We start from the raw sequence: 23,603 nt of genomic DNA, 5'->3' as shown, positions 1-23,603 counted from the left end.
CCATCCCATCACCTGGCCAAGAAGGACCACAGATGATCAGTTTCCGCGCGCTCCGGCGAGCCTTGATCAGCACCGTGTCAGGCCTTCTCCTGGCGGCTTCGCTGATCTCCTGCTCGGCGGGAACGCAGGCCGGGGCGCCGCGGGCCGCCGCGCCCGCCGATCCCGCCTTCCCGGTCACCATCGACCACAAGTTCGGCAGCACCACGATCGAGGCCAGGCCGTCCCGGGTCGTCACCGTCGGTTGGAACGATCAGGACTTCGCGCTCGCGCTGGGCGTGGTGCCGGTCAGCACGCGCGCGTGGTTCGACGAGTACACGAGCTTCCCGTGGGTCAAGGCGGCGCTGGGCGGCAGGCAGCTGTCCACGTTCTCTGCGGAGCTGAACTTCGAGGCCATCATCAAGCAGCGGCCCGACCTCATCATCGCCATCTACGAGACCGTCAACAAGGAGACGTACGACAAGCTCTCCCAGATCGCGCCCACGGTGATCCAGTCGGGCGACCACGCCGACGAGCAGACGCCGTGGGACGTCCAGACGCTCACCACGGGCAAGGCGCTGGGCAGGTCCGCCGAGGCGCAGGCGCTCGTCGACAAGGTCAACGCGAAGATCGCCGAGGCGAAGCAGGCGCATCCCGAGTTCGCCGGGAAGGTCCTCGTGGTGGACTTCGGGCCGGAGAACGGGCAGCACTGGCTGATCCCGGCCCGCGACCCCCGCCGCGCGCTGTTCGACGCGCTCGGCTTCGCCGCCCAGAGCGAGTCGGAGGAGATCAGCGAGGAGCGGCTCGACCTGCTCGACAGGGACGTGCTGTTCGTCAACGGCGCGACCAAGGCCACGATGCTGGAGTCGCCGGTCTTCTCCCGCCTGAAGGTGGTCAAGACCGACCGCACGATCTACACGGACTTCTCCACCCCGCTCGGCGGCGCGCTGTCCTACAGCGGGCCGGACGCGCTGCTCTACGCGCTCGACGTGCTCGTGCCGCAGCTCGCGAACGCCGTCGACATGGACTCCTCGACCCCGGTCAAGGACCTGTCCGCCGTCACATGAGGCGGGCCAGCAGCGGCCCGAGGATCTCCAGGGTGCCGGCGTCCAGCAGCTCGGAATGCCGGCACCCCACCGCGACCACGCGCAGCTCCCCCGCCACGTACGGCCTCCACCGCTCCGAGGCCGCGCCGGCGAACCCCTGCTCGGGCACGGTCGCGTCGACGAAGAGCACGTCGCCGGGGTAGACGTCGTACGTGGCCCGCTCCATCATGCGGTCCCCGGCCAGATAGCTCTCCACGACCCGCTCGATCTGCTCGTCCTCCAGCACCGCGACGCCGTCGCCCATGCCGCGCAGGAAGGCGACGGCGTCCGCGGCGGACATGCGCTCGTCCGGCACCCGGTACCCCATCTCGGCCAGCAGCGCGGCGACGTCCCCCGCGACCCCCGGCACCTCCACCGGCGTGTCGAGCATGCCGAGGAGGTGGATGTCGCGGCCCTCGGCCGCCAGCCGCACCGCCACCTTGTGCGCGACCGCGCCGCCGAACGACCACCCCAGCAGGGCGACCGGCCCGTCCGGGGCCACCCCGGCGATGAGGCCGGCGTACTCCGCTGCGAGCTCGTCCATGGTCGCGGGCAGGCCGCTCTCGCGGCTCAGGCGGGGCGACTGCAGGCCGTACAGGGGGACGCCCTCCGGCAGGTGGCGCTTGAGCGGGGCGAACGGCCAGCTCAGCCCGCTGGCGGGCGGGAAGCAGAACAGCGGCGGCCGGGTGCCGTCGCCCGGCCGCAGGGTCAGCAGTTCCGCCATGGCGTCGGACGTGGCAACGCCGCCGCTGATCCGCCTGGCCAGGGCGGCCGCGGTGGGAGCGGCGAACAGCTCCGCGACCGGGATGTCCGCGCCCAGCCGGGCGCGCAGGGCGGCCGCCAGGCGCACGAGCAGGAGTGAGTGGCCGCCGAGGGCGAAGAAGTCGTCGTCGACGCCGACGGAGCCGGCCGGGCCGACGCCCAGCACCTCCGCCAGGACGGCGCAGACGGCCTCCTCGGTACGCGTGCGCGGCTCGGCCCGGGTGGCCGCCGGCGCGACGTCCACCTCGGGCAGGGCCGCGCGGTCCACCTTGCCGTTCGGGGTGAGCGGCAACGCGTCGAGGACGACGACCGCGGCGGGCACCATCCAGGAGGGCAGCCGCCGCGCGAGATGGTCGCGCAGCGCGGGAGCGGGGGCGGTGACGTACACGACGAGCCGGTCCCGCCGGGCGGCGACCGCGACCCGCGACACGCCCGGGCAGGTCGCCGCGACCGCCTCGACCTCGCCCGGCTCGATGCGGAAACCGCGCACCTTGACCTGCTGGTCGGCCCGGCCGAGGAACTCCAGCTCGCCGTCGCCGTTCCAGCGGGCGAGGTCGCCGGTACGGTACATCCGCCCGCCGGTGAAGGGGTCGGCGACGAACCTGGACACGGTGAGACCGGGGCGGCGCAGGTAACCGCGGGTGACCTGGGCCCCACCGAGGTACAGCTCACCGGCGACGCCGGGAGGTGCCGGGCGCAGCGCCGGATCCAGGACGTACGCGGTCGTTCCCGGCAGCGGCCGGCCGAGCGTGGGAGGCTCGTCCCGGCGGACGGTCGCGGCGGTGGCCCACACGGTCACCTCGGTCGGGCCGTACACGTTGGTCACGGAGGCGGCGCGCGCGGTCAGCTCGCGGGCCAGGACGGGCGGCAGCGCCTCGCCGCCGACCAGGACGCGCACCCCGCCCAGATCGACACCGCCCAGATCGACGCCGGGCTGATCGACGCGGGCCGGATGGACGTCGGGCGACAGGGTGGACCACAACGACGGCGTGGCCTGCATGACGGTGATCCGCTCCGCACGGAGCAGCCCGGCCAGCAGGTTCGGGTCGCGTACCTGCGCGCCGGAGGCCAGCACCACGCAGCCCCCCGCCTGCAGCGGCCCCATCAGCTCCAGGACGGAGATGTCGAAGGAGAGCGTCGTCACGGCGAGCAGCCGCTCGCCCGGCCCGGCCACCGGGAGGGCGCCGAGGAAACACTCCAGGTCGTGCTGGGTCACGACCACGCCCTTCGGGCGGCCGGTGGAGCCGGAGGTGTAGATGACGTACGCGGCCGAGCGGGGGTCGCGCGGCGGCGGAACGAAGGACGCGGGCCCGCCGCCGAGCGTGATGCCCTCGGGGAAGAGCTCGCGGGTCCGGTCGTCCACCACGATCGCCGCCGGTCGCGCGTCGGCCACCATGAAACGCAGCCGTTCGGCGGGGAACGCGGGGTCGAGGGGGAGGTAGGCGGCCCCCGCCTTGGCCACGCCCAGCACGGCCACCAGCAGCCCGGCCGAGCGCGGCAGGGCGATCCCGACGAGGTCCTCGGGGCCGAGGCCGCCGAGCCGGGCGGCGAAGGCGTCGGAGGCGGCGTCGAGCTCGGCGTAGCTCATCGTCTCGCCCTCGAAGACGCAGGCGTCCGCGTCGGGGGTGCGCCGTGCCTGCGCCGAGAAGCGTTCGTACCACAGGGACCCGCCGGCCCGCGGCGGCCCGCCGTCCTGCCACCGGGCCAGGTCGGCCCGGTCTCGCTCCGCGAGCACGCCGGCGGTCTCGACCGGCTCGTCCGGCCGGGCGGCGACCTCGCCGAGCAGGACGAGGAGACGCTCGACGAGCCGCCGCGCCGTCTCGGGCCGGAACCGGCCGGCGTCGTACTCGAGGATCACCTCGAACGGCTCTCCGTCGACGAAGGTGACGTTCAGGTCCACCTTGGGATCGGCGGCGACCGCGGGCGCCTCCCCCACCGGCAGGCCGAGCAGGGTGTCGCGGCCGGCCGGCCGGTGCAGGTAGCCGAGCATCACCTGGAACAGCGGGTTGCGGCCCTGCGCCCGGGCCGGGTTGACCGCTTCCACCACCTGCTGGAAGGGCAGGTGCGCGTGCTCGAACGCGGCCAGGTCGCTCTCGCGCACCCGGCGGATCAGCTCGGTGAACGTGGGCGAGCCGGACAGGTCCGTACGCAGCACGACGGTGTTGACGAAGAAGCCGACGAGGTCGCCCAGCGCGGGGTCGGCACGGCCCGAGGTGGGGGTGCCGATCGGGATGTCGGTGCCGGCGCCGAGGCGGGACAGCAGGGTGGCGAGCGCCGCGTGCAGCACCATGAACATGCTGGCCGACCCGGCCCGTCCCAGCCCGCGCAGCGCGTTGACCAGCTCGGGCGGCAGCTCGGCGGTCACCTGCCCGGCAGGCCGGGAGCCGCGGGCCTGCGAGGCCCCGTGACCGGGCAGGCCGGCAGGCAGGGCGGGCGTGTCGACGGGCGTGTCGACGGGTGTGTCGGCGGGCAGGGTGATGCGGGTGGGCAGGCCGCGCAGCCGCCGTTCCCAGTAGGCGCGGTCGTCGTCGTGCCGGTGGTCGAGCCGCGACCAGAGCGCGTAGTCGGCGTACTGCACGGGCAGCGGCTCCCAGCCGGGGGCGTGCCCGGCCAGCCGGGCGGCGTAGGCGGCGCCGAGGTCCCGCAGCAGCGGGCCGTCGGACCACTCGTCCATCGCGATGTGGTGCATCACCAGGGCCAGCACCGTGTCGCCGGTGTCCTGCTCCTCGATCAGGGTGGCCCGCAGCGGCGGTTCTGCGGCCAGGTCGAAGGGGCGGGCGAGCGCTTCGGCGAGCGCCGGAGCGGCCGTGGCGCGGCGGACGACGGCCAGGTCGATGCGGGGCTCGGCCAGCACCCGCTGGGCGGGCCCTTCGTCGATGACCGTGCGCAGGACCTCGTGTCTGCCCGCCACGTCACGGAGCGCCGCCCGCAGGGCGGCGGCGTCGACGCCGCCGCGCAGGCGGACGAGCAGCGGGTAGGTGTAGGCGGTCGAGGCGGGGTCCAGCTGCTGGAGCAGCCAGAGCCGCTCCTGCGCGGGCGACAGCGGCACGCGGTCGGGGCGCGGCCGGCGGACGAGCGCGGGCCTCGCGTTCCCCGCCGCCGGACCCGCCGCTGCACCCGTTGAGAGGCTCGCCGCTGAACCTCCTGAAGGGCTCGCCGGCAGGCCGGCAGGCAGAGCCGCCACCTCCGCCAGGCGGTCCGCGAGGCGGTCGGCGAGCCGGGCGGGGGTACGCGCGTCGAACAGGTCGCGCAGCGACAGGTCGGCGTCCGTCGCGGCCCGGACGAGGCCGAGCAGCCGGATGGCCAGCAGCGAATGGCCGCCCCTGTCGAAGAAGTCGTCCTCGGGCCGCACCTCCTCGCCGTCGCCGAGGGCCTGGCGGAACAGCGCGCACAGCAGCCGTTCCCGCTCGTTCGCGGGCGGCCGGGAGCTGGAGGCGAGCGCGCGGGGCGGGGGCAGCGCGGCGGTGTCCAGCTTGCCGTTGACGGTGAGCGGCAGCGCGTCCACGACCGCGTACGCCGCCGGCACCATGTGGCCGGGAAGTGCGGCCCTCAGCTCGCGATGCACCTCGGCGGCCAGCGCGTCGGGGTCGACCGGGCGGTCGGGGACGAGGTAGGCCACCAGCCGGCCGCCCCCCGCCTGGTCGGGCACGGCGAGCACGGCGCTCTGGTGGACGCCCGGCCGGGCGGTGACGGCCGCCTCCACCTCGCCCGGCTCCACCCGGTGGCCGCGGATCTTGACCTGGTCGTCGGTGCGGCCGAGGAAGTCGAGGTTGCCGTCGCCGCGGACGCGGACCAGGTCGCCGGTCCGGTACATGCGCCCGCCGGGCACGAACGGGTCGGCCACGAACCTCCCGGCGCTCATCCCGGGGCGGCCGAGGTAGCCGCGGGCCAGCCCGGCGCCGGCGATGTAGAGCTCCCCGACGGGAGCCGGGCGGAGGAAGGCGTCGAGTACGTGGCAGCGGGTGTTGCGGATCGGCCGCCCGACCGTGGTGGTGGCGCTGTCGGCGGTGCCCGCGCCGAGCGTGTTGATGGTGTACTCGGTCGGTCCGTAGAGGTTGTAGCCGTGCACGCCTTCGGCCTCGCGCAGCTCCGACCACAACGACTGGGGCACCGCCTCGCCGCCCAGGAGCACCAGGGGCGGCCGGTGGGGCCCGTCGAGGAGTCCCTCGTCGAGCAGGTGCCGGGCGTAGGTGGGCGTCACGTTCACCACGTCGACGCGGTGGCGGTGGCAGTAGGCGACGAGCGCCGTGGCGTCCCTGCGCAGCTCCTCGTCGCAGACGTGCACGTGGTGGCCCTCGACCAGCCACAGCAGCTCCTCCCACGACATGTCGAAGGAGAACGAGACGGTGTGGGCGATGGTGAGGACCCGGCCGCCGGCCGCCGCGACCGTCGGCGTGAAGATCGCCTCGCGGTGGTTGAGCTGCATGTTGGTCAGGCCGCGGTACGGCGTGACCACTCCCTTGGGACGGCCGGTGGAGCCTGAGGTGTAAATGACGTACGCGGGATGGTCGAGCCGTCCCGCCGTGCGGGGGACGTCGACCGGGCCGGTGGGCCCCGACACGTCGTCCAGGAGCAGCCCGGCCACGGGGTGGGAGGCGAACCTGGGCGCCACCCCCCGCGTGGTGACCAGCAGGACCGGCCCGGCGTCGGCCAGCATCGCGAGCAGCCGCTCGTCGGGGTGGTCGAGTTCGAGCGGCAGGTACGCCGCCCCGGTGCGGAGCACGGCGAACAGCGCGGCGACCATGTCGACGGAGCGGGGCACCGCGAGCGCGACGATCTTCTCCGGCGCCGCGCCCCCGGCCAGCAGCGACCGCGCGATCTGGTTCACCCGCGCGTCGAGCTCGGCGTAGGTCAGGGTCCGGTCCTCGAAGGTGAGCGCGGGCCGGTGCGGGGTCCTGCCGGCCTGGGCCGCCAGGAGGTCGGCGATCGTGTCCTCGCCGACGGGCCCGGTGACCCCGTCCATGGAGGTGCTCTCCCCCGCCGGGAGCAGCGGCACGTCGGCCACGGTCGCCCGGGGGTCGGCGGTGAGGCGGAGCAGGACGTGCTCCAGCCGGGCCAGCAGGGCCTGCGCCTGCTCCCGCGCCACGACGTCTCCCCGGTACTCCAGCCGCAGGGTGAGCCGCGCGCCGGGGGTGACCACCCACGTGAGCGGGTAGTGCGTGGCGTCCACGCTGGACACGCCGACGACGCCGTGCGCCTCCTCCAGGTCGGTGAAGGTGTCGTCGTCGAGGAAGTTCTGCAGCACGTAGAGGCTGTCGAACAGGGCGCCGCGGCCCGCCGCCCGCTGGATGTCCCCGAGTCCCAGATGTTCGTACGGCATCAGCTCCACGCGCTCGGCCTGGACCCGCTCCATGACGTCCAGCGCGCGATCGCCGGGGGCGAGCCGGACCACGGCCGGCACGGTGTTGAGGAACACCCCGATCACCGACTCGATGCCGTCCAGCTCGGTCGGCCGCCCGGCGACCGTCGTGCCGAACACGGCGTCGCGGCGGCCCGACGCGTGGGCCAGCACCATGCCGAGGGCGGTGGTGAGCATCGCGTTGAGCGTCACGCCGCAGCGGCGGGCCCGGTCGGTGACCTGCCGGGTCTGCTCCTCCGTCAGCCGCGCCGACAGGCTGGTCGCCGGCACGGGGGCGGTACCCGCCGCCGCCGGGAACAGGACGGTGGGCTCCACGCCGGCCAGGGCCCGCGCCCACGCGCTGCCCGCGGCCCCGGCGTCCTGGCGGTCCAGCCAGGCGAGGTAGTCGGTGAACGTCGCCCCGCCCGTGGGGAGGGCGCCGCGCTCGCCGCGGGAGTCGTACAGGGCGAACAGCTCGCGCAGCACCAGCTCGCGCGACCAGCCGTCCCACAGCAGCAGGTGGTACGTGAGGACCAGGCGGTCGCGCCCGCCCGGCAGGTGGACCACGGTCAGGCGGCACAGCGGCGGGCAGGCCGGGTCGAAGGGCCGCCTGCGGTCCTCCGCCATCACCTCGGGCAGCCCGGAGCCGTCCGCGGACAGGTCGACCACGCCGACGGCGGCGTCGAGGCCGGTGCCGACCACCGCCACGGGACGGTGCCCCTCGCCGGCGGTGAAGCCGAGACGCAGCGTGGGATGGCGGTCGAGGAGGGCCGCGTACGCCAGGCGGAGGGCCGGCAGGTCGAGGCGGGTGGCGAAGTCGAAGGCGTTCTGCGCCACGTACACGTCGGCGTCGCCGGCGTAGCGCGCCTGGAAGAACAGCCCCTCCTGCAGCGGCGACAGCGCCCACTGCTCCGGCCCGGCCTGACGGCCCGCGGCCAGGTCGCGCAGCGCGGCGCCCCAGCCGTCGGCGAGCAGGCGGGCGTCGTCCGCGCCCAGCCCGCCCTCCGCGTACGTGAACACCGCGTGCAGCTCGGGACCGTCCGGGGTGTCGTGGCAGGCGACGTTGATCTCCAGCAGGTACGGGGTCCCCAGGTCAGGGTCGGGGGCCACGCGCAGCGCCGCGGCCTCCGGCGCGGTGTCCCAGTCGCGCGTCCCCCCGGCGGGGAACCTGCCGAGGTAGTTGAACAGCAGCTGGGGCGTGCCGAGCCGGGCGAGCGCGGCGGCGGTCCGCGGGTTGCAGTACCGCAGCAGCCCGAACCCGAGCCCTCCGTCGGGCGCCGCCCGCACCGCCTCGCGCACCTCGCCGGGCGTGGCCTGGCCGCCGGGCAGGCGTACGGGGGCGATGGCGGTGAACCAGCCGACCGTCCTGGACAGGCCCGCGTCGCCGGCGCGGCCGTGCCGTTCCAGGTCGAGCACCAGCGGCGCGTCCGTGTCCAGGCCGCGCGCGGAGCGCCAGCGGGCGACCGCGGCGTGCAGCGCCGCGACGAGCGTCCCGGTGACGTCCCCTTCTTGCGCGGCCGGGACGGTGGTGAGCAGCGGCTCCGTCACGTCGGGCGGCAGGCGGAGCACGTGGTCGCGGGTGGCCCCGACGGTCAGCCCGACGGTGAGCCCGACGGCCGGGGCGGCCGGGTCGAGCTCGCCGCCCGGGCGCAGCGTGTCCGCCCAGTGCTCGAACTCCGCCAGCCTGGCCGCCTGGGCGGCGTTCTCGGTCAGCGCCCGCGCGTGGGCGCGCAGGGAGGTGCCGGCCGGGTCGAGCGCGGGCCGCTCCCCCACGGCGACGGCGTCCCACCCCTGCCGCAGGTCGTCGACGAGGATGCGCCAGGACACCCCGTCCACGGCGAGGTGGTGGGCGACGATCAGGAGCCTGCCCTGCCGGTGCGGCCCCCGGTCGAACCACACCGCCTGGAGCATCCGGCCGGCGTCCGGGTCGAGCCGGCCGGCGGCGGCGTCGGACTCGGCGGCGATGAGCGCGCGCAGGCCGTCGTCGTCGTGCCCGGTCGCGTCGACCGCCAGCACGCCGGGCTCCGGCGGGTCGCCGGCCGGACGGGCCTCCAGCGACCACAGCAGCGGCGAGGGCCTGCTGAGCTTCAGGCGGAGCGCGTCGTGCCGGTCGGCGAGCGCGCGGATCAGCCGGGCGGCCTGCTCGCGTGTCATGCCCGGCGGGGTGCGGAGCAGCTCGGCCTGGTTGAGCCGGGAGATCGTGCCGCCCAGCTCGGCCAGCCGGTGCACGACCGGCATGAGCATGATCTCGCCGACGCCGTCGGACGCGGCGTTCTCCGGCGCGGCGGGCCCGGCATCGGAGCCCAGGGCGCGGGCGAGGGCGGCCGGGGTCCTGCGGACGAACACGTCCTGCGGTGACAGGTGCAGCGCCCGGCGCCTGGCGAGGTTCACCAGCTGGATGGCGATGATGCTGTCACCGCCGAGGTGGAAGAAGTCGTCGTCGGGGCCGGCCGCGTCCACCTGCAACACCTCGTCGAACAGCGCGCACAGCGCCGCCTCCGCGTCCCCGCCGGCCGGCGCCGACGCGGAGGCCGCGGTGCGGGCGGCGGGTGCCGGGGCGGGCGTACGGGCGGCGGTCGCCGTGAGCGGGACGGCGGCCAGCGCGTCCCTGTCCAGCTTGCCGTTGACCGTGAGCGGCAGCGCCTCCAGCGGGACGACGGCCGCCGGGACCGCGTACGAGGGCAGCGACCGCGACAGGTGCGACCGCGCCGCGTCCACGTCGATCCGCGTGCCCGGCCGGGCGACCACGTAGGCCACCAGCCGCCGCCGGCCTTGCCGGTCCTCGCGCACGGCCGCCGCGGCGCCGGCGACGCCGTCCAGCGCCAGCAGCGCGGCCTCGATCTCGCCGAGCTCGATGCGGTAGCCGCGTACCTTCACCTGCTGGTCGGCCCGCCCCATGTAGACGAGGTCGCCGCCGGGAGTCCGGCGTGCGAGGTCGCCGCTGCGGTAGAGGCGGCCGCCGGGGGTGGACGGGTCGGCCACGAAGCGGGCGGCGGTCAGCGACGGGCGGCCGAGGTAGCCGCGGGCCAGCTGGTCGCCGGCCACGTACACCTCGCCCGTCACCCCCGGCGAAACCGGCTGCAGGTAGCGGTCGAGCAGGTGGACGCCGAGGCCGGGCAGCGGCCCGCCGATGGTGCCGGCCGGCTCGCCCCGGGTGTCGTCCTGGGTCAGCTCCCTGAAGGTGACGTGCACGCAGGTCTCGGTGATGCCGTACATGTTGACCAGCCGGGCGGCCGGGTGGCGGCGCTGCCACGACGCCAGGCGGGAGGTGTCCAGCGCCTCCCCGCCGAAGACGACGTACCGGAGGGCGAGCTCGCCCTGCGCCGCCTCCGCCAGCGGGTGGAACGCCGACGGGGTCTGGTTGAGCACGGTCACCCGCTCGCGCTCCAGCAGGCCGAGGAACCGCCGCGGGTCGCGGGCCACCTCCCGGTCGACGACGACCAGCCGCCCGCCGTGCAGCAGCGCGCCCCACAGCTCCCACACCGAGAAGTCGAACGCGGCGGAGTGGAACATCGTCCACACGTCGGCGTCCCCGAAGTCGAACAGCTCGCCGGCCGCGGCGAACAACGACAGCACGTTGCGGTGCGTCACCTCGACGCCCTTGGGCGTCCCCGTCGAGCCGGAGGTGTAGATGACGTACGCCGTGTTGTTCGTCCCTGCCGGGATGAGAGGGGCGGCGTCACGGTCGTCCGGCTGGTCGTCCAGCAGCACGATCGGCACGCCGGTCCCGGGCAGCTCCGCCAGCGTGGCGGGCTCGGTCAGCAGGCACGCCGGCGCGGCGTCGTCCAGGATGAAGGCCAGCCGGGCGGCCGGGGCGTCCAGGTCCAGCGGCACGTAGCAGCCGCCCGCCTTGACGACGGCCAGCAACGCGACGACGAGGCCGGCCGAACGCGGCAGCGCCACGGCGACCCGCGTCTCCGGCCCCACTCCCCTGGCGGCCAGGACCCGGGCCAGCCTCGTGGCGGCGGCGTCCAGCTCGGCGTGGGTGAGCGAGGTGTCGCGCCAGGTCACGGCGGTCGCGGCGGGCTCGGGCCTGGCGGCGGCGTACGCGCCGGCCAGCGTCCCCGCGGGCGCCCCGGCGGCCGAGGAGGCGGCCGAGGAGGCGGCCGAGGAGGCGGCCGAGGAGGCGGCCGAGGAGGCGGCCGGCGCAGCGGAGGGCCGGGACGGGACGGCCTCGTGTTCGGCGCCGGTGAGCAGGGCCAGCCGCGAGACAGGCGTGTCCGGGGCCGTGACGAGCTGGTCGAGCACCCGGGTGACGAGGTCGAGCAGGGTCCTGGCGCGTTCCTCCCCGACCAGCTCCACGTCGTACTTGATCTCCAGGGCGAGCCGCTCGCCGGGGAAGGCGACCAGCGAGACCGGGTAGTGCGGCGAGTCCGTGCCGGTGAAGCCGCGCAGCGCCAGGCCGGACCGCTCGCCCGCGCGCGCGGCGGGGAAGTTCTCCACCACGACCATGGTGTCGAAGAGCTCGCGGACGCCCGCGAGCCGGGCCAGCTCGGCGAGGCCGACGTGCTGGGCGTCGAGCAGGTCGCCCTGCTGCCCGTGCAGGCGGTGGAGGATCTCCCCCAGGGTCTCGTCAGGCCGCCAGGACATCGGCACGGGGATGGTGTTGATCAGCAGGCCGACGATGGTCTCGACGCCGGGCAGCCGCCCGCCGCGGCCGGACACCGTGGAGCCGAAGACCACGTCGTCCCGCCCGAGCAGCCGGCCCAGCAGCAGGCCCCACGCCGCGTGCACGAGGGTGCTCACCGTCACGCCCCGCTCGCGGGCCGAGGCGGCGACCGGGCCGGCGGGCAGCTCGCGGTGGACGCTCGCGTGCCTGGACACCGCGTACGTGGCCGAGAACAGGCGCGTCCCGGAGCCGACCCCGGCCAGCGCGGCGGCCCACGCCTCGCGGGCGGCGGCCCGGTCCAGCCCGGCCACCGCCTCCACGTGATCGCGGAACGTCACCACGGGCGCGGGCAGCGCGGCGCCGCGCTCGTAGGCCTCGACGACGTCGCCGAAGACCAGCGGGTACGACCAGCCGTCGGCGATGATGTGGTGCATGGTCTCCACGAGCCGGTGGTCGGTGTCGCCGAGCGAGACCAGCGCGTAGCGCAGCAGCGGCGCGGCCGCCAGGTCGAACGGCTCGGCCAGCTCGGCGGCGGCCAGCTCGGCCAGCCGTTCGCGCGCCTCGTCCGCGTCCAGCCCTCTCAGGTCGGCCGTGCGCCACGGCACCTCGACCGTGCCGGCGACCACCTGGACCACCCGGCCGTCGGCCAGCTCCTGGAAGCTCGCCCGCAGGGCGTCGTGGCGGTGCACCGTCGCGGTCACCGCCCGGCGCAGCGCCGCCGGGTCGACCGGGCCGGACAGCTCGGCCACCTGCTGCACCACGTAGGTGTCGGTGTGGCCGGCGCCGAAGGACGCGTGGAAGTACATGCCCTCCTGGAGCGGCAGCAGCGGCAGGACGTCGCGGGCGCCGGCGAACCGGTCGACGTCCTCCTGCGTGAGCGCGACCAGAGGGAAGTCCGACGGGGTGTGCCCGGCCAGGTCGCCGCAGCGGGTCAGGGCGGTCAGCGCGGCCAGCCACAACCCGGCCAGGTCGGCGACCTCGCCGTCCGCCATGAGGCCGGACGGCCAGGACAGCGTGGCCGAGAACGAGGGCCCGTCCGGTCCGTCCTGGGCCAGGGCGTTGACCTCCAGCCCCATCGCGGGGTTGTCCGGGTGGACGCCCTCGCGCAGGGTCTCGCCGCCGCCGGCGAAACGGCCCAGGTAGTTGAAGAGGATCTGCGGCGGCTGCGGGAGATCGAGCCCGTCGAGGTGGCGCAGGACACCGTGGCCGAACCCCTTGCGCGGCACCGCGCGCAGCTGCTCCTTGACGGCCCTGGCGGCCCTGGCCAGCGCCGGGCCGGCCGCGGTGACCTCGTCCCAGCTCAGCGGCCCGGGATCGAGGCGTACGGGGTGGATGGCGGTGAACCAGCCCACGGTTCGCGACAGGTCGGCGCCGCCGGCGAGGTCGCCGTCGCGGCCGTGGCCTTCGAGGCTGAGGAGCACGGCGGAGCCGTCGCCGCGCCCGTGCACGCGCCGCCACCGGGCGAGCGCGACGGCGAAGCCCGTCAGCAGCACGTCGTCGACGCCGCCGTGCATCGCGGCGGGCACGGCTCCCAGCAGGGCCGCGCTCGTCTCCACGGGCAGGGACACGGTCAGCGACCGGACGGTGGCGGCCGTGTCGACCGCGGGGTCCAGCGGGCGGGCGCCCAGCGGCGGATCGTCGGTGGCCAGGACGTCGCGCCAGTATCCGGCCTCGTCCCGGAAGGAGGGACGCGCGTCCTGGATCGCCGACGCCCAGGCGCGGAAGGACGTCGGCACCGGGTCCGGCGCGGGGTCGCGGCCGGCCGCCAGGTCGGCCCAGGCGCGGGCGAGGTCGTCGGCGATCACGCGCCAGGAGACGCCGTCGATGACCAGGTGGTGGACGACCAGCAGCAGGTGACCGGGGTTGGGGCCGGCGTCGGACCAGACCGCCTGCAGCATGATCCCGCGCTCCGGGTCCAGCCGCCCGGCCACCTCCTCGGCGTCCTCCCCTGCGTCCTCTCCGGCGTCCTCCCCGGTGCGGGGTGCTTCCTGCCGCGTGCAGAGCGCGGACGCGTCGAACCCCTCCGGCGGCGGCACCGACAACGTCCACGTGTCGCCGTCGCGGTCCAGCCTGGCCCGCAGCAGGTCGTGGCGGACGCAGAGCGCCCGTACCGCCCGTTCCACCTGCCGTGCGCCGAGGCCGGCGGGGACCGGCAGGACCATCGACTGGTAGAAGCGCTTCAACGGCGTGCGGGCCAGCATCGTCTCGGCGAGCATCGGGGTGAGCGGCACGACCCCGGTCGCGGGCACGCCGGGATCGCGCGCCTCCCCCGGCGGCGGGTGCGGGAGGGCGGCGGCCAGCGCCCGCACGGTGCGGCGGCGGAAGACGTCGCGCGGGGTGAGGTTCATGCCCGCCCTGCGCGCCCGGCCCGTCACCGCGATCGAGGAGATGCTGTCACCGCCGATGGCGAAGAAGTCGTCGTCGGCGCCGACCTCGGCCAGGCCGAGGACCTCGGCGTAGATGGCCGCCAGGATCTGTTCCCGCTCGCCGCGCGGCGCCTGCCGCGCGCCGCCGCCGGGCGCGACGGGCTCGGGGAGCGCCGCCACGTCGAGCTTGCCGTTGACGGTGAGCGGCAGCTCGTCCACCACCCCGTACAGGGCGGGGACCATGTAGCCGGGCAGCCGCTCGGCCAGCGCCGCGCGCAGGGCGGCGGCGAGCTCGTCGCGGGCGCCCCCGGGCGCCGGGATCACGTACGCGACCAGCTTCCTCAGCCCCGGCACCGCGGGATCGGGGCGGGCGACCACGGCGGCCTGGCGCACCCGCGGGTGGGCCGACAGCGCCGATTCGACCTCGCCCAGCTCGACCCGGTACCCGCGGATCTTCACCTGGTCGTCGACGCGGCCGAGGAAGTCGAGGTTGCCGTCCTCGCGCCGGCGTACGAGGTCACCGGTGCGGTACATGCGCCCGCCGGGCACGAACGGGTCGGCGACGAAGCGGGCGGCCGTCTGCCCGGGGGCGTGCAGGTATCCGTGCGCCAGGCCGGCGCCCGCCACGTGGAGCTCGCCGATCACGCCCGCGGGCACGGGGCGGAGCCACCCGTCCAGCACGTACGCGCGGGTGTTCCAGATGGGACGGCCCACGGTCGGGGTGGCGCTGTCGCGGGTGCCCGCGCCGAGCGTGTTGATCGTGTACTCGGTGGGCCCGTACAGGTTGTATCCCTCGGGGCCGTCCGGCTCGCTCAGCCGCTCCCAGACGCTCTCGCTGACGGCCTCGCCGCCGAGCAGCACCAGGCACGGGGCGTGCCCGCCGTCGAGCAGGCCCTCCTCGAACAGCAGGTGGGCGTACGTCGGGGTGACGTTGACGACGTCGATCCCGTTGGCCTGGCAGTACGCGACGAGCGCGGTGGCGTCCCTGCGCAGCTCCTCGTCGCAGATGTGCACCTCGTGGCCCTCGACCAGCCACAGCAGCTCCTCCCACGACATGTCGAACGAGAACGACACGGTGTGCGCGATGCGCAGCCGCTGCCGCCCGGTCCGGCGCGCGGCCGGGCCGAAGATCTCGGCCCGGTGGTTGAGCTGCATGTTGGTCAGCCCGCGATAGGGCGTCACCACTCCCTTGGGCCGGCCGGTGGATCCGGAGGTGTAGATGACGTAGGCGGGCAGGTCGCCCGGCACGTCCACGGTGAGCGGGCCGGCCGCGAAGCCGTCCAGGTCCGGGAGCACGCACCGTCCGCCGAGCCGCCGCTGGTGCTCGGCCAGCGCCGAGCCCGGGTCGGCGCAGACCAGGAGGACGGGCCGGGCGTCGTCGAGCATGGCGGCCAGCCGGTCGAGCGGATGGTCGAGCTCCAGCGGCAGGTAGGCGGCGCCGGCGCGCAGGACGCCGAAGAGCGAGACGACCATCTCGACGCCGCGGGGCAGCCCGAGCGCGACGATCCCGCCGGGGCCCGCGCCCTGCGAGCGCAGCAGCCGGGCGCACTGGTTGATCCGGCCGTCCAGCTCGGCGTAGGTCAGTCGCCGCTCCCCGAAGACGAGGGCCACGTCGTCGGGGCACGCGCGGGCCCGCTCGGCCAGCAGGTCGGCGATCGTCGCCGTGCCGATCGGATGCTCGGCCGCCGCCCACTGCCGGGCCAGCTCGTCGCGCTCCTCGTCGAGCATCAGGTCGAGCGCGCCGACCGGCACGGCGAGGCCGTCGGCCAGGGTCGCCAGCAGCCGGGTGAACCGGCGCACCATCCGCCGGGCGTCGCGCTCGGGCACGTCGGGCCGGTACTCCAGCTTGATCCGCAGGTTGGCGCCGGGGGTGAGCACCCAGGTGAACGGGTAGTGGGTGCTGTCGGTGTAGTCCACGCCGACGATGCCGTGCTCGCGTTCCAGGTCGGTGAACGTGGTGTCGGTCAGGAAGTTCTGCAGCACGTACAGCGTGTCGAACAGCTGCTCCTGGCCGCACGCGCGGTGGATGTCGCCGAGGCCGAGGTACTCGTGCGGCGCCAGGTCGACGCGGTCGTCCTGGGCGCGGCGGGCCAGGTCGAGCACGGTGGCGCCGGGCGAGGGCGCGACCCTGGCGGGGACCGTGTTGAGGAACAGGCCGATCACGTTCTCGATGCCGGGCAGCTCGGCCGGGCGGCCGGCCACGGTCGTGCCGAACACCACGTCCTGGCGGCCGGACTCGTAGCCGAGCAGGATGCCGAGCGCGGCGGTCAGCAGCGCGTTGAGCGTGACGCCGCCGCGGGCCGCCTGCTCGCCCAGCCGCGTGGTGACCTCGGCGGGCAGCGCGGCGAGGACGCGTTCGGACGGCACCGGTTCGCGGCCGGCGGCCTCCGGCGCCAGGACGGTCGGCCCGTCGACTCCCGACAGGGCCGCCCGCCAGGCGGCCGCGGAGGCGTCGCGGTCGCGCGTGCCGATCCAGGCGAGGTAGTCGGCGAACGTGCTCTCCGCCGGAGGGAGCGCGGCGCGCGTGCCGCCCGAGCCGTAGAGCGCGAACAACTCGCGCAGGACCAGCTCGCGCGACCAGCCGTCCCACAACAGGAAGTGCGAGGTCAGCAGGAGCCGGTCGCGCCCGTCCCGCAGGCGTACGACGGTCAGCCTCACCAGGGGCGGCCGGGCCAGGTCGAACGGCTCCTCCCGGTCGGCCCGCGTCACCGCGTCGAGCCGGCCGTCCTGCTCCGTCAGGTCGACGACCCGTACCTCGGCGGGCACGTCCGCGGCGACGAGCTGCGCGCCACCGTCGGCGGCGAACCCCGCGCGCAGGGTGGGGTGGCGGCGCAGCAGCGCCGCGAAGGCCTCCGTCATGGCGCGGACGTCGACGCGCCGGTCGAAGTCGAAGACGTTCTGCGCGATGTAGGTGCTGGTGCTGTCGGCGAAGGTCGCCTGGTAGTAGACGCCCTGCTGGAGCGGCGACAGCGGCCAGAGCTCGCCCTCCGCGCCCTCCTCGGCCGGCGGCTCCGCCTCCCGCAGGGACGCGGCGAGGGCGGCGGGCGTGCGCAGGCGGAACACGTCCCCGGTGGTGAGCTCGACGCCGTCCCTGGCGAGCAGGCTGACGAGGCGGATGGCGAGGATGCTGTCGCCGCCGACGGTGAAGAAGTCGTCGTGCACGCCGAGACCGTCGACGCCGAGCAGGCCGCCGGCGCGGGCGCAGATCATCGCCTCGTCGGCGGTCCGCGGCGGCCCGCCCCTGACGCCGGGTTCCGGGTCGGGCAGCGCGCGGCGGTCGCGCTTGCCGTTGGGCAGCACGGGCAGCCGGTCCAGCACCGTCACCGTCGCGGGCAGCAGGTAGTGCGGCAGGTCGGCGCGGAGCAGGGCGCGCAGCCCTTGGGGGTCCAGCTCCTCGCCCGGCGCGGCCACCACGTACGCGTGCAGCGCGCCTCCCCGGACCGCGACCGCCGCGTCGCAGACCCCGGCGCGGCGCATCAGCGCGGCTTCGAGCTCGCCCGGCTCGACCCGGTAACCGTTGATCTTCACCTGGTCGTCCGCCCGGCCGAGGAACTCGACCCGCCCGTCAGGCGTCCAGCGGCCGAGGTCTCCCGTCCGGTAGAGGCGGGCGCCGTCGCCGAACGGGTCCGCCACGAACCGGTCCGCGGTCGTCCCCGACCGGCCCAGGTAGCCGCGGGCGAGCTGCGCGCCGCCGACGTAGATCTCGCCGGGCGCGCCGGGCGGCACGAGCTGGAGCGCGGAGTCGAGCAGGTAGAGCCGCGTGCCCGGCACCGGCCTGCCCAGCGTCACCGGCTCTCCCGGGTCCACCTCGCCCTGGAGCACGTCCCCCGCGACCTCGGACGAGCCGTAGGAGTTGACGATCCTGGCCTCGGGCGACGCCCGGCGCAGGGAGCGTACGCAGGCCCGGCCGAGCGGTTCGCCGCTGCAGATCCAGCGGTTGAGCGCGGCGAGCCGCTCGGGCGCCGTGTCGGCGAGCGCCGCGGCCAGGCTCGGTACGGCGAGCAGCTGGGTCGCCCCCGACCGCTCCACGAGCCGGGCCAGCGCCGCCCCGTCGGTGGCCTCACCGTCGCCGGCGATGACCGTCGTCGCCCCGGCGACCAGCCCGCCGAGCAGCTCGGTCGTACCGTCGATGAAGCTCAGCGAGCTCTTGGCCAGCCGCACACGCGCATCCCAGGCGGCCGCCGCCCAGGCGAGCCGGTCGGCGAGCGCTCCGTGGGTGCCCACCACCGCCTTCGGCCGGCCGGTCGAGCCGGAGGTGTAGACGACGGAGACCGCGTCCGGCGGCGTCACGGGCGTGCCCGCCGCGGCCTGGCCCGCGGCGGCGGCCCGGACGGTGAAGGAGGGCAGGTCGTGCGGGGGCAGCGTCCTGGCGTTCGCCTCGTCGGTGAGCAGGCAGGCCGGACGCGCGTCGCCGAGCATGAACTCGATCCTGGCCGCCGGGTAGCCGGGGTCGACGGGCAGGTAGGCGGCCCCGGCCCGCATGACGCCGAGCAGGGCCGCCGCCATGTCCGCCGAACGGCTCGTCGCCACCGCGACGATGTCGCCGCGCCGTACGCCGGCCGCGGCCAGCGTGCCGCACACCCGCCGGGCCCGGTCGTCCAGCTCGGCGTAGGTGAGCGTGACCCCTGCGGACATGACGGCGGCGCGCGCGGGATGCTGCGCGACCTGGCGGGCGAACAGGTCCAGCACGGAGGCGCCACCGCCCGCAGCCCCGGCGCCGGTCCCGGCGTCGGCATCGGCATCGGCATCGGCTGCGGTCAGGACTGCCGCGGTGGTTCCGGTTCCGGCGGCCAGCAGGTGCCGGCGCTGCTCGCCGGACACCAGCTCCACCTGGCCGCACGTCAGCGTGGCGTCGTCGGCGAGGGCGGCAAGCAGCCTCTCGTACTGCCCGATCAGCAGGTCGGCCGAGGTCGCGGAGACCAGCCGCCGGTCGTGGGTCAGCGTGAGCACGATCCGGTCGCCGGGCTTGGCCATCAGCGTCACCGGATAGTGGGGCGCCTCGATCGTGTCGATCCCGGCGATCGCGAGGTCGCCCTGCTCTGCGGAGGGCTCCGGGTGGTTCTCGACGACCACCAGGGTGTCGAACAACTCGGTCACGCCCAGCCGGCGGTGCAGCGCGGCCAGCGGGACGTGCTCGTGCTCCATCACCTCGCGTTGCGTACGCGCGAAGCGGCGCAGCACCTCGGCCAGCGGGTCGGCCGGCTGCCAGCGTACCCTCGCCGGCACGGTGTTGATCAGCAGCCCGACCATCGCGTCGATGCCCGCCGGTTCGGAAGACGCGCGGCCCGACACGGCCGAGCCGAACGTCACGTCGTCGCGCCCGGTCAGCCGCCCGACGAGGATCCCCCAGGTCGCGGCGAGCACCGAGCCGGCGGTGAGCCCGTTTCCCTGCGCCCATGCCCGCAGGCGGTCGCCGAGATCGCCCGGCAGCTCCCGCCGGACCCGGCCGAACCCGCCACCCCCGGACCCGCCACCGGTCCGGCCACCGGTCTGGCCACTGGGCCCGCCGAACGCCCCAGCCGCCATGCCGGCCTGCGGGACGGCCTGCGCGCTGGTCTGCGCGCCGGCCAGCGCGCGGGCCAGCATGGTCGGTTCCCGAACGCCGGACAGGGCCTCGGCCCACGCCTCGATCGCGGTGTCGGTGTCCTGCGCCGCGAGCATCCTCAGGAACTCCCGGTAGGGCGGCGGCTCGGGCAGCGGCCTGTCCTCGTAGAGGGCCAGCAGGTCGCGCAGGAGCAGCGGCACCGACCAGCCGTCGGCCAGGATGTGGTGCACGGTGTGGACGAGGGCGTGCCGCCGCGGCCCGAGCTTCACCAGCGCGAAACGCATGGCCGGCGGCCGGGCGAGGTCGAACGGCGCCGACCGCTCGGCCGCGGCGATCTCCTCCAGGAGGGGCTGGGCGAGGTCGACGTCGCTGAGGTCCTCGCTGCGCCACGGCACCTGTGCACGGCCCGCGATCACCGACACCACCTGCCCGTCGCCGGTGGTGCGGAAGGCCGCGCGCAGGTTGGGGTGGCGGCCGAGCAGGCGTTCGGCCGCGGTGCGCAGGCGCTCGCCGTCCATCGGCCCGGTGAGCTCGATGACCTGCTGGACGACGTACGGATCGCTGCCGGGGTCGAGGGTGGCGTGGAAGTACAGGCCGGTCTGCAGCGGCGAGAGCGGCAGCACGTCCTGCAGCCCTGGCGTGTCCGCCTCGATGGCGGTCACGTCGGCCTGTTCCAGCTGGACGAGCGGGAAGTCGGACGGGGTGTGCCCGGTGACCGTGTCGCTGGTGGCGATGTCGGTGAGGGTCTGCGTCCACAGGGCGGCCAGCTCCCGTACGCGGCCGGCGTCGAGCACGCCCGCCGGCCAGCTGAACGTGGTCGCCAGGACCGGCCCGCCGGCCGTGTCGACGGCGACGGAGTTGATCTCGAGTACGCGCGGCAGCGGCATGCGCGGATCGCGCCGCTCGACCACGATCTCGCCGCCACCAGCAGGCGCCCAGTCACCGGTCCGATCGCCGGCGCTCTCCTCGGCCCGAGCGGAGGCAGGATCACCGGACCAGTCGCCGGCGCGACCGGAAGGCCGCTCGGAGGACCGGTCGCCGGCGCGATCAGAGGCCCGGTCGAGGGAACGGTCGAAGGGCGGGTCGCCGGCGCGGCCGGGGGGCCGGTCGCCGGCTGGGGTGCCGAAGCGGCCGAGATAGTGGACGAGCACCTGCGGCGCCACGGCCAGGTCAGGGCGCGGCCCGTCCCCGAGGTAGCGCAGCGCCCCGTAGCCGAGCCCGCGTTGCGGTACCTGGCGGAGCTGTTCCTTGACCGCCTTGACCGCCTCGCCCGGCGTCCCGGAGCCGGGGTCGATCACGGCGGGGAAGAGGGTGGTGAACCAGCCGAAGGTACGCGACAGGTCGGCGTCGCCGGCGGCCTCCTCCTCCCGCCCGTGCCCCTCCAGTTCCAGCAGCACGGCCGGGCCGGAGCCGCGCCAGCGGACCAGGGCGCGCGCCGCGGCGGCGACCAGCACGTCGTTCACCCCGCCGTGGACGGCGGCGGGGACCGGGCCGAGCAGGCGGCCGGCGATCGCGGCGGGGATCTCGACCGTGAGCGACCGCTCCGTGGCGACCACGTCGCGCCGCGGATCGAGCGGCCGCTCGCCGATCATCGGGTCGGGCGCCGCCGCGGTACGCCGCCAGTGGTCCTCGCCGGCGCTGAAGTCGCACTCCCGCAGCCGGGTCGCCCACTGCCGGAACGAGGTGGGCGCCTGGGGCAGTTCGACGGGACGGCCCGCCCGCGCCGCCTGCCAGGCCTGGGCGAGGTCCTCCAGGAGGATGCGCAGCGACACGCCGTCCACGACCACGTGGTGGACCACGATCGCGAGCCGCCCCTGGGCGCGCGCTCCGGCGTCGAGCCACACGAGGTCGAGCATGCGCCCGCCGGCCGGGTCGAGCCGTCCGGGGGCGGCGGCGACCTGCCGTTCCAGGTCGGCCGCGGTCTCGACGCGGGTGATCACCTCGGCGGCCCTGGGCTGCCCCGGTGGCCGCACCGTGAGCGTCCAGCGGCCGGCGCCGGTCGTCCGCGCCCGCAGCAGGTCGTGGGTGGCGAGCACCGCGTCGATCATGCTCTCCAGCTGGTCGCCGGTCAGCCCGGCGGGCGTGCGTACGGTCATCGACTGGAAGAAGCCGTCCATCGACGGCCCGAGGTCCTGGAGCCACTCGGTGATCGGCGTCGGCGGCACCTCGCCGACCCCGCTCACCGGGGGCGGCGAGGCGGTGCCGACGCCGGTGAGCGTGGCCGCCAGAGCGGCCGGGGTGGGGTGGGCGAACAGGTCGCGCGGGCGTACCGCGAGCCCGGCACGCCGCGCCTGCCTGACCACGCCGATCGCGACGATGCTGTCGCCGCCCAGGGCGAAGAAGTCGTCCTCGGCCCCCACCTCGGCCACACCCAGGACCTGCGCGAAGACCTCACACAGGACGCGCTCGCGCTCGGTGCGGGGCGCGCGCGTGCCGGCCGCGGGTTCGGCCGGCCGGGGCAGTGCCTGCCGGTCCACCTTCCCGTTGGCGGTGACGGGGAAGCGGTCGAGGACGACGTACGCGTCCGGCACCATGTACGCCGGCAGCCGGCCGGCGCACCAGTCACGCAGCTCGGCGGCCGGGACGGCGTCGTTCGACCTCGCGTACCCGACGAGCCGCCGCCCGTTCTCGCTCACCACGACGGCGGCCTGCCGCACGTCCGGGTGGGTGGCGAGCGCGGCCTCGACCTCCTCCAGCTCCAGCCGCATGCCGCGGATCTTCACCTGGTGGTCGGCGCGGCCGACGAACTCCAGCGAGCCGTCGGGGGCCTGCCTGGCGAGGTCGCCGGTCCGGTACATCCGGGAGCCGTCCGCGGCGAACGGGTCGGCGACGAACCGGCCGCCGGTGAGCGCGGGCGCGTTGATGTAGCCGCGGCCGAGCAGGAACCCGGCGGCGTACAGCTCGCCGGCCGTGCCCGGGGGCACCTGTTCCAGGCGTTCGTCGAGCACGTACAGCCGCGTGTGCGGATTCGGGCGGCCGATGGAGGTCGCGATGCGCTCGGCGGTGTCGCGGTAGATGACGTGCGAGACGCCGATGGTGGCCTCGGCCGGGCCGTACCCGTGGTAAAGGGTCGTCGAGAGCTGGCCGCGGAAGCGGTCGAACAGCTCCGGGGTGAGCACCTCGCCACCGCACCAGACGTGCTTCAGCCCGGACAGCAGCGAGGTCCCGCGGGCCATCTCGAGCAGGACGTCGAGCATCGACGACACGAGGTAGACGAACGTCACGCCCTCGCGGGCGATCAGGTCCAGCAGGTACTGGGGGTCGCGTTCGCCGCCGGGCTCCGCGATCACCACGTAGCCGCCGGACACGAGCGGCAGCAGGATCTCGTTGACGGAGATGTCGAACGACAGCGGCGCCTTGAACAGGGACGCGTCGCCAGGACCGAAGCCGAGGATCTCCTCCACCTGCCAGAGCAGGCGGTGGCTGATCGCCTCGTGGCGGATCATGGCGCCCTTGGGGGTGCCGGTCGAGCCGGAGGTGAACATCACGTACGCCAGCCGGCCGCCCTGGACGGACACGGGCGGCGGCTCGGCGGGCTCGTGGGCGTACCCCCAGGAGCCCAGATCCACCTCCCGCACGCCCAGCGTGCGGGCCGCCCCCGCCTCGGCGCTGACCTGGCGGCGGCGCGCCGGCGGCCAGGCCGGGTCGACGGGCACGAACGCGCCGCCCGCCACCATGATCGCCAGGACGGAGACGACCATCTCGGCGGAGCGCGGTGTCGAGACGGCGACGACCTCCTCCGGGCGCAGCCCCTGCCTGTGCAGGTGCTGCGCCAGCTGGAAGACGCTGGCGCCGAGTTCCGCGTACGTCAGCCGCACGCCGGGCGCGACGACGGCCGGCGCCTGCGGGGTCCGGCGCACCTGGTCGATGAACAGGTCCGCGATCGTGGTGATCCTGGCGGGAGAGTTCGCTTCCATGGCTG

2 protein-coding genes are annotated in these 23,603 nt (G+C 75.6%); one reads left to right on the top strand and one right to left on the bottom strand.

What is annotated here, in order from left to right:
- Positions 1–74 precede the first annotated feature (74 nt).
- Positions 75–1,043, top strand: a complete 969-nt coding sequence (locus tag ACZ6SA_RS33745) for an ABC transporter substrate-binding protein (protein WP_465832753.1) — start codon at positions 75–77, stop codon at positions 1,041–1,043.
- On the opposite strand, the gene ACZ6SA_RS33740 is transcribed toward ACZ6SA_RS33745, so the two are convergent.
- Positions 1,036–23,598 carry a non-ribosomal peptide synthase/polyketide synthase gene (locus ACZ6SA_RS33740; RefSeq protein ID WP_465832751.1) on the bottom strand — a complete coding sequence of 7,521 codons (22,563 nt, stop codon included), beginning with the start codon at positions 23,596–23,598 and terminating at the stop codon, positions 1,036–1,038. The two genes, ACZ6SA_RS33745 and ACZ6SA_RS33740, sit on opposite strands and share 8 nt — an antisense overlap.
- Positions 23,599–23,603: the final 5 nt, after the last annotated feature.

This window comes from Nonomuraea sp. NPDC049378, assembly GCF_055586745.1.
The sequence above is the reverse complement of the archived record's forward strand: the minus strand, read 5'-3'. Positions and strand labels throughout refer to the sequence as shown.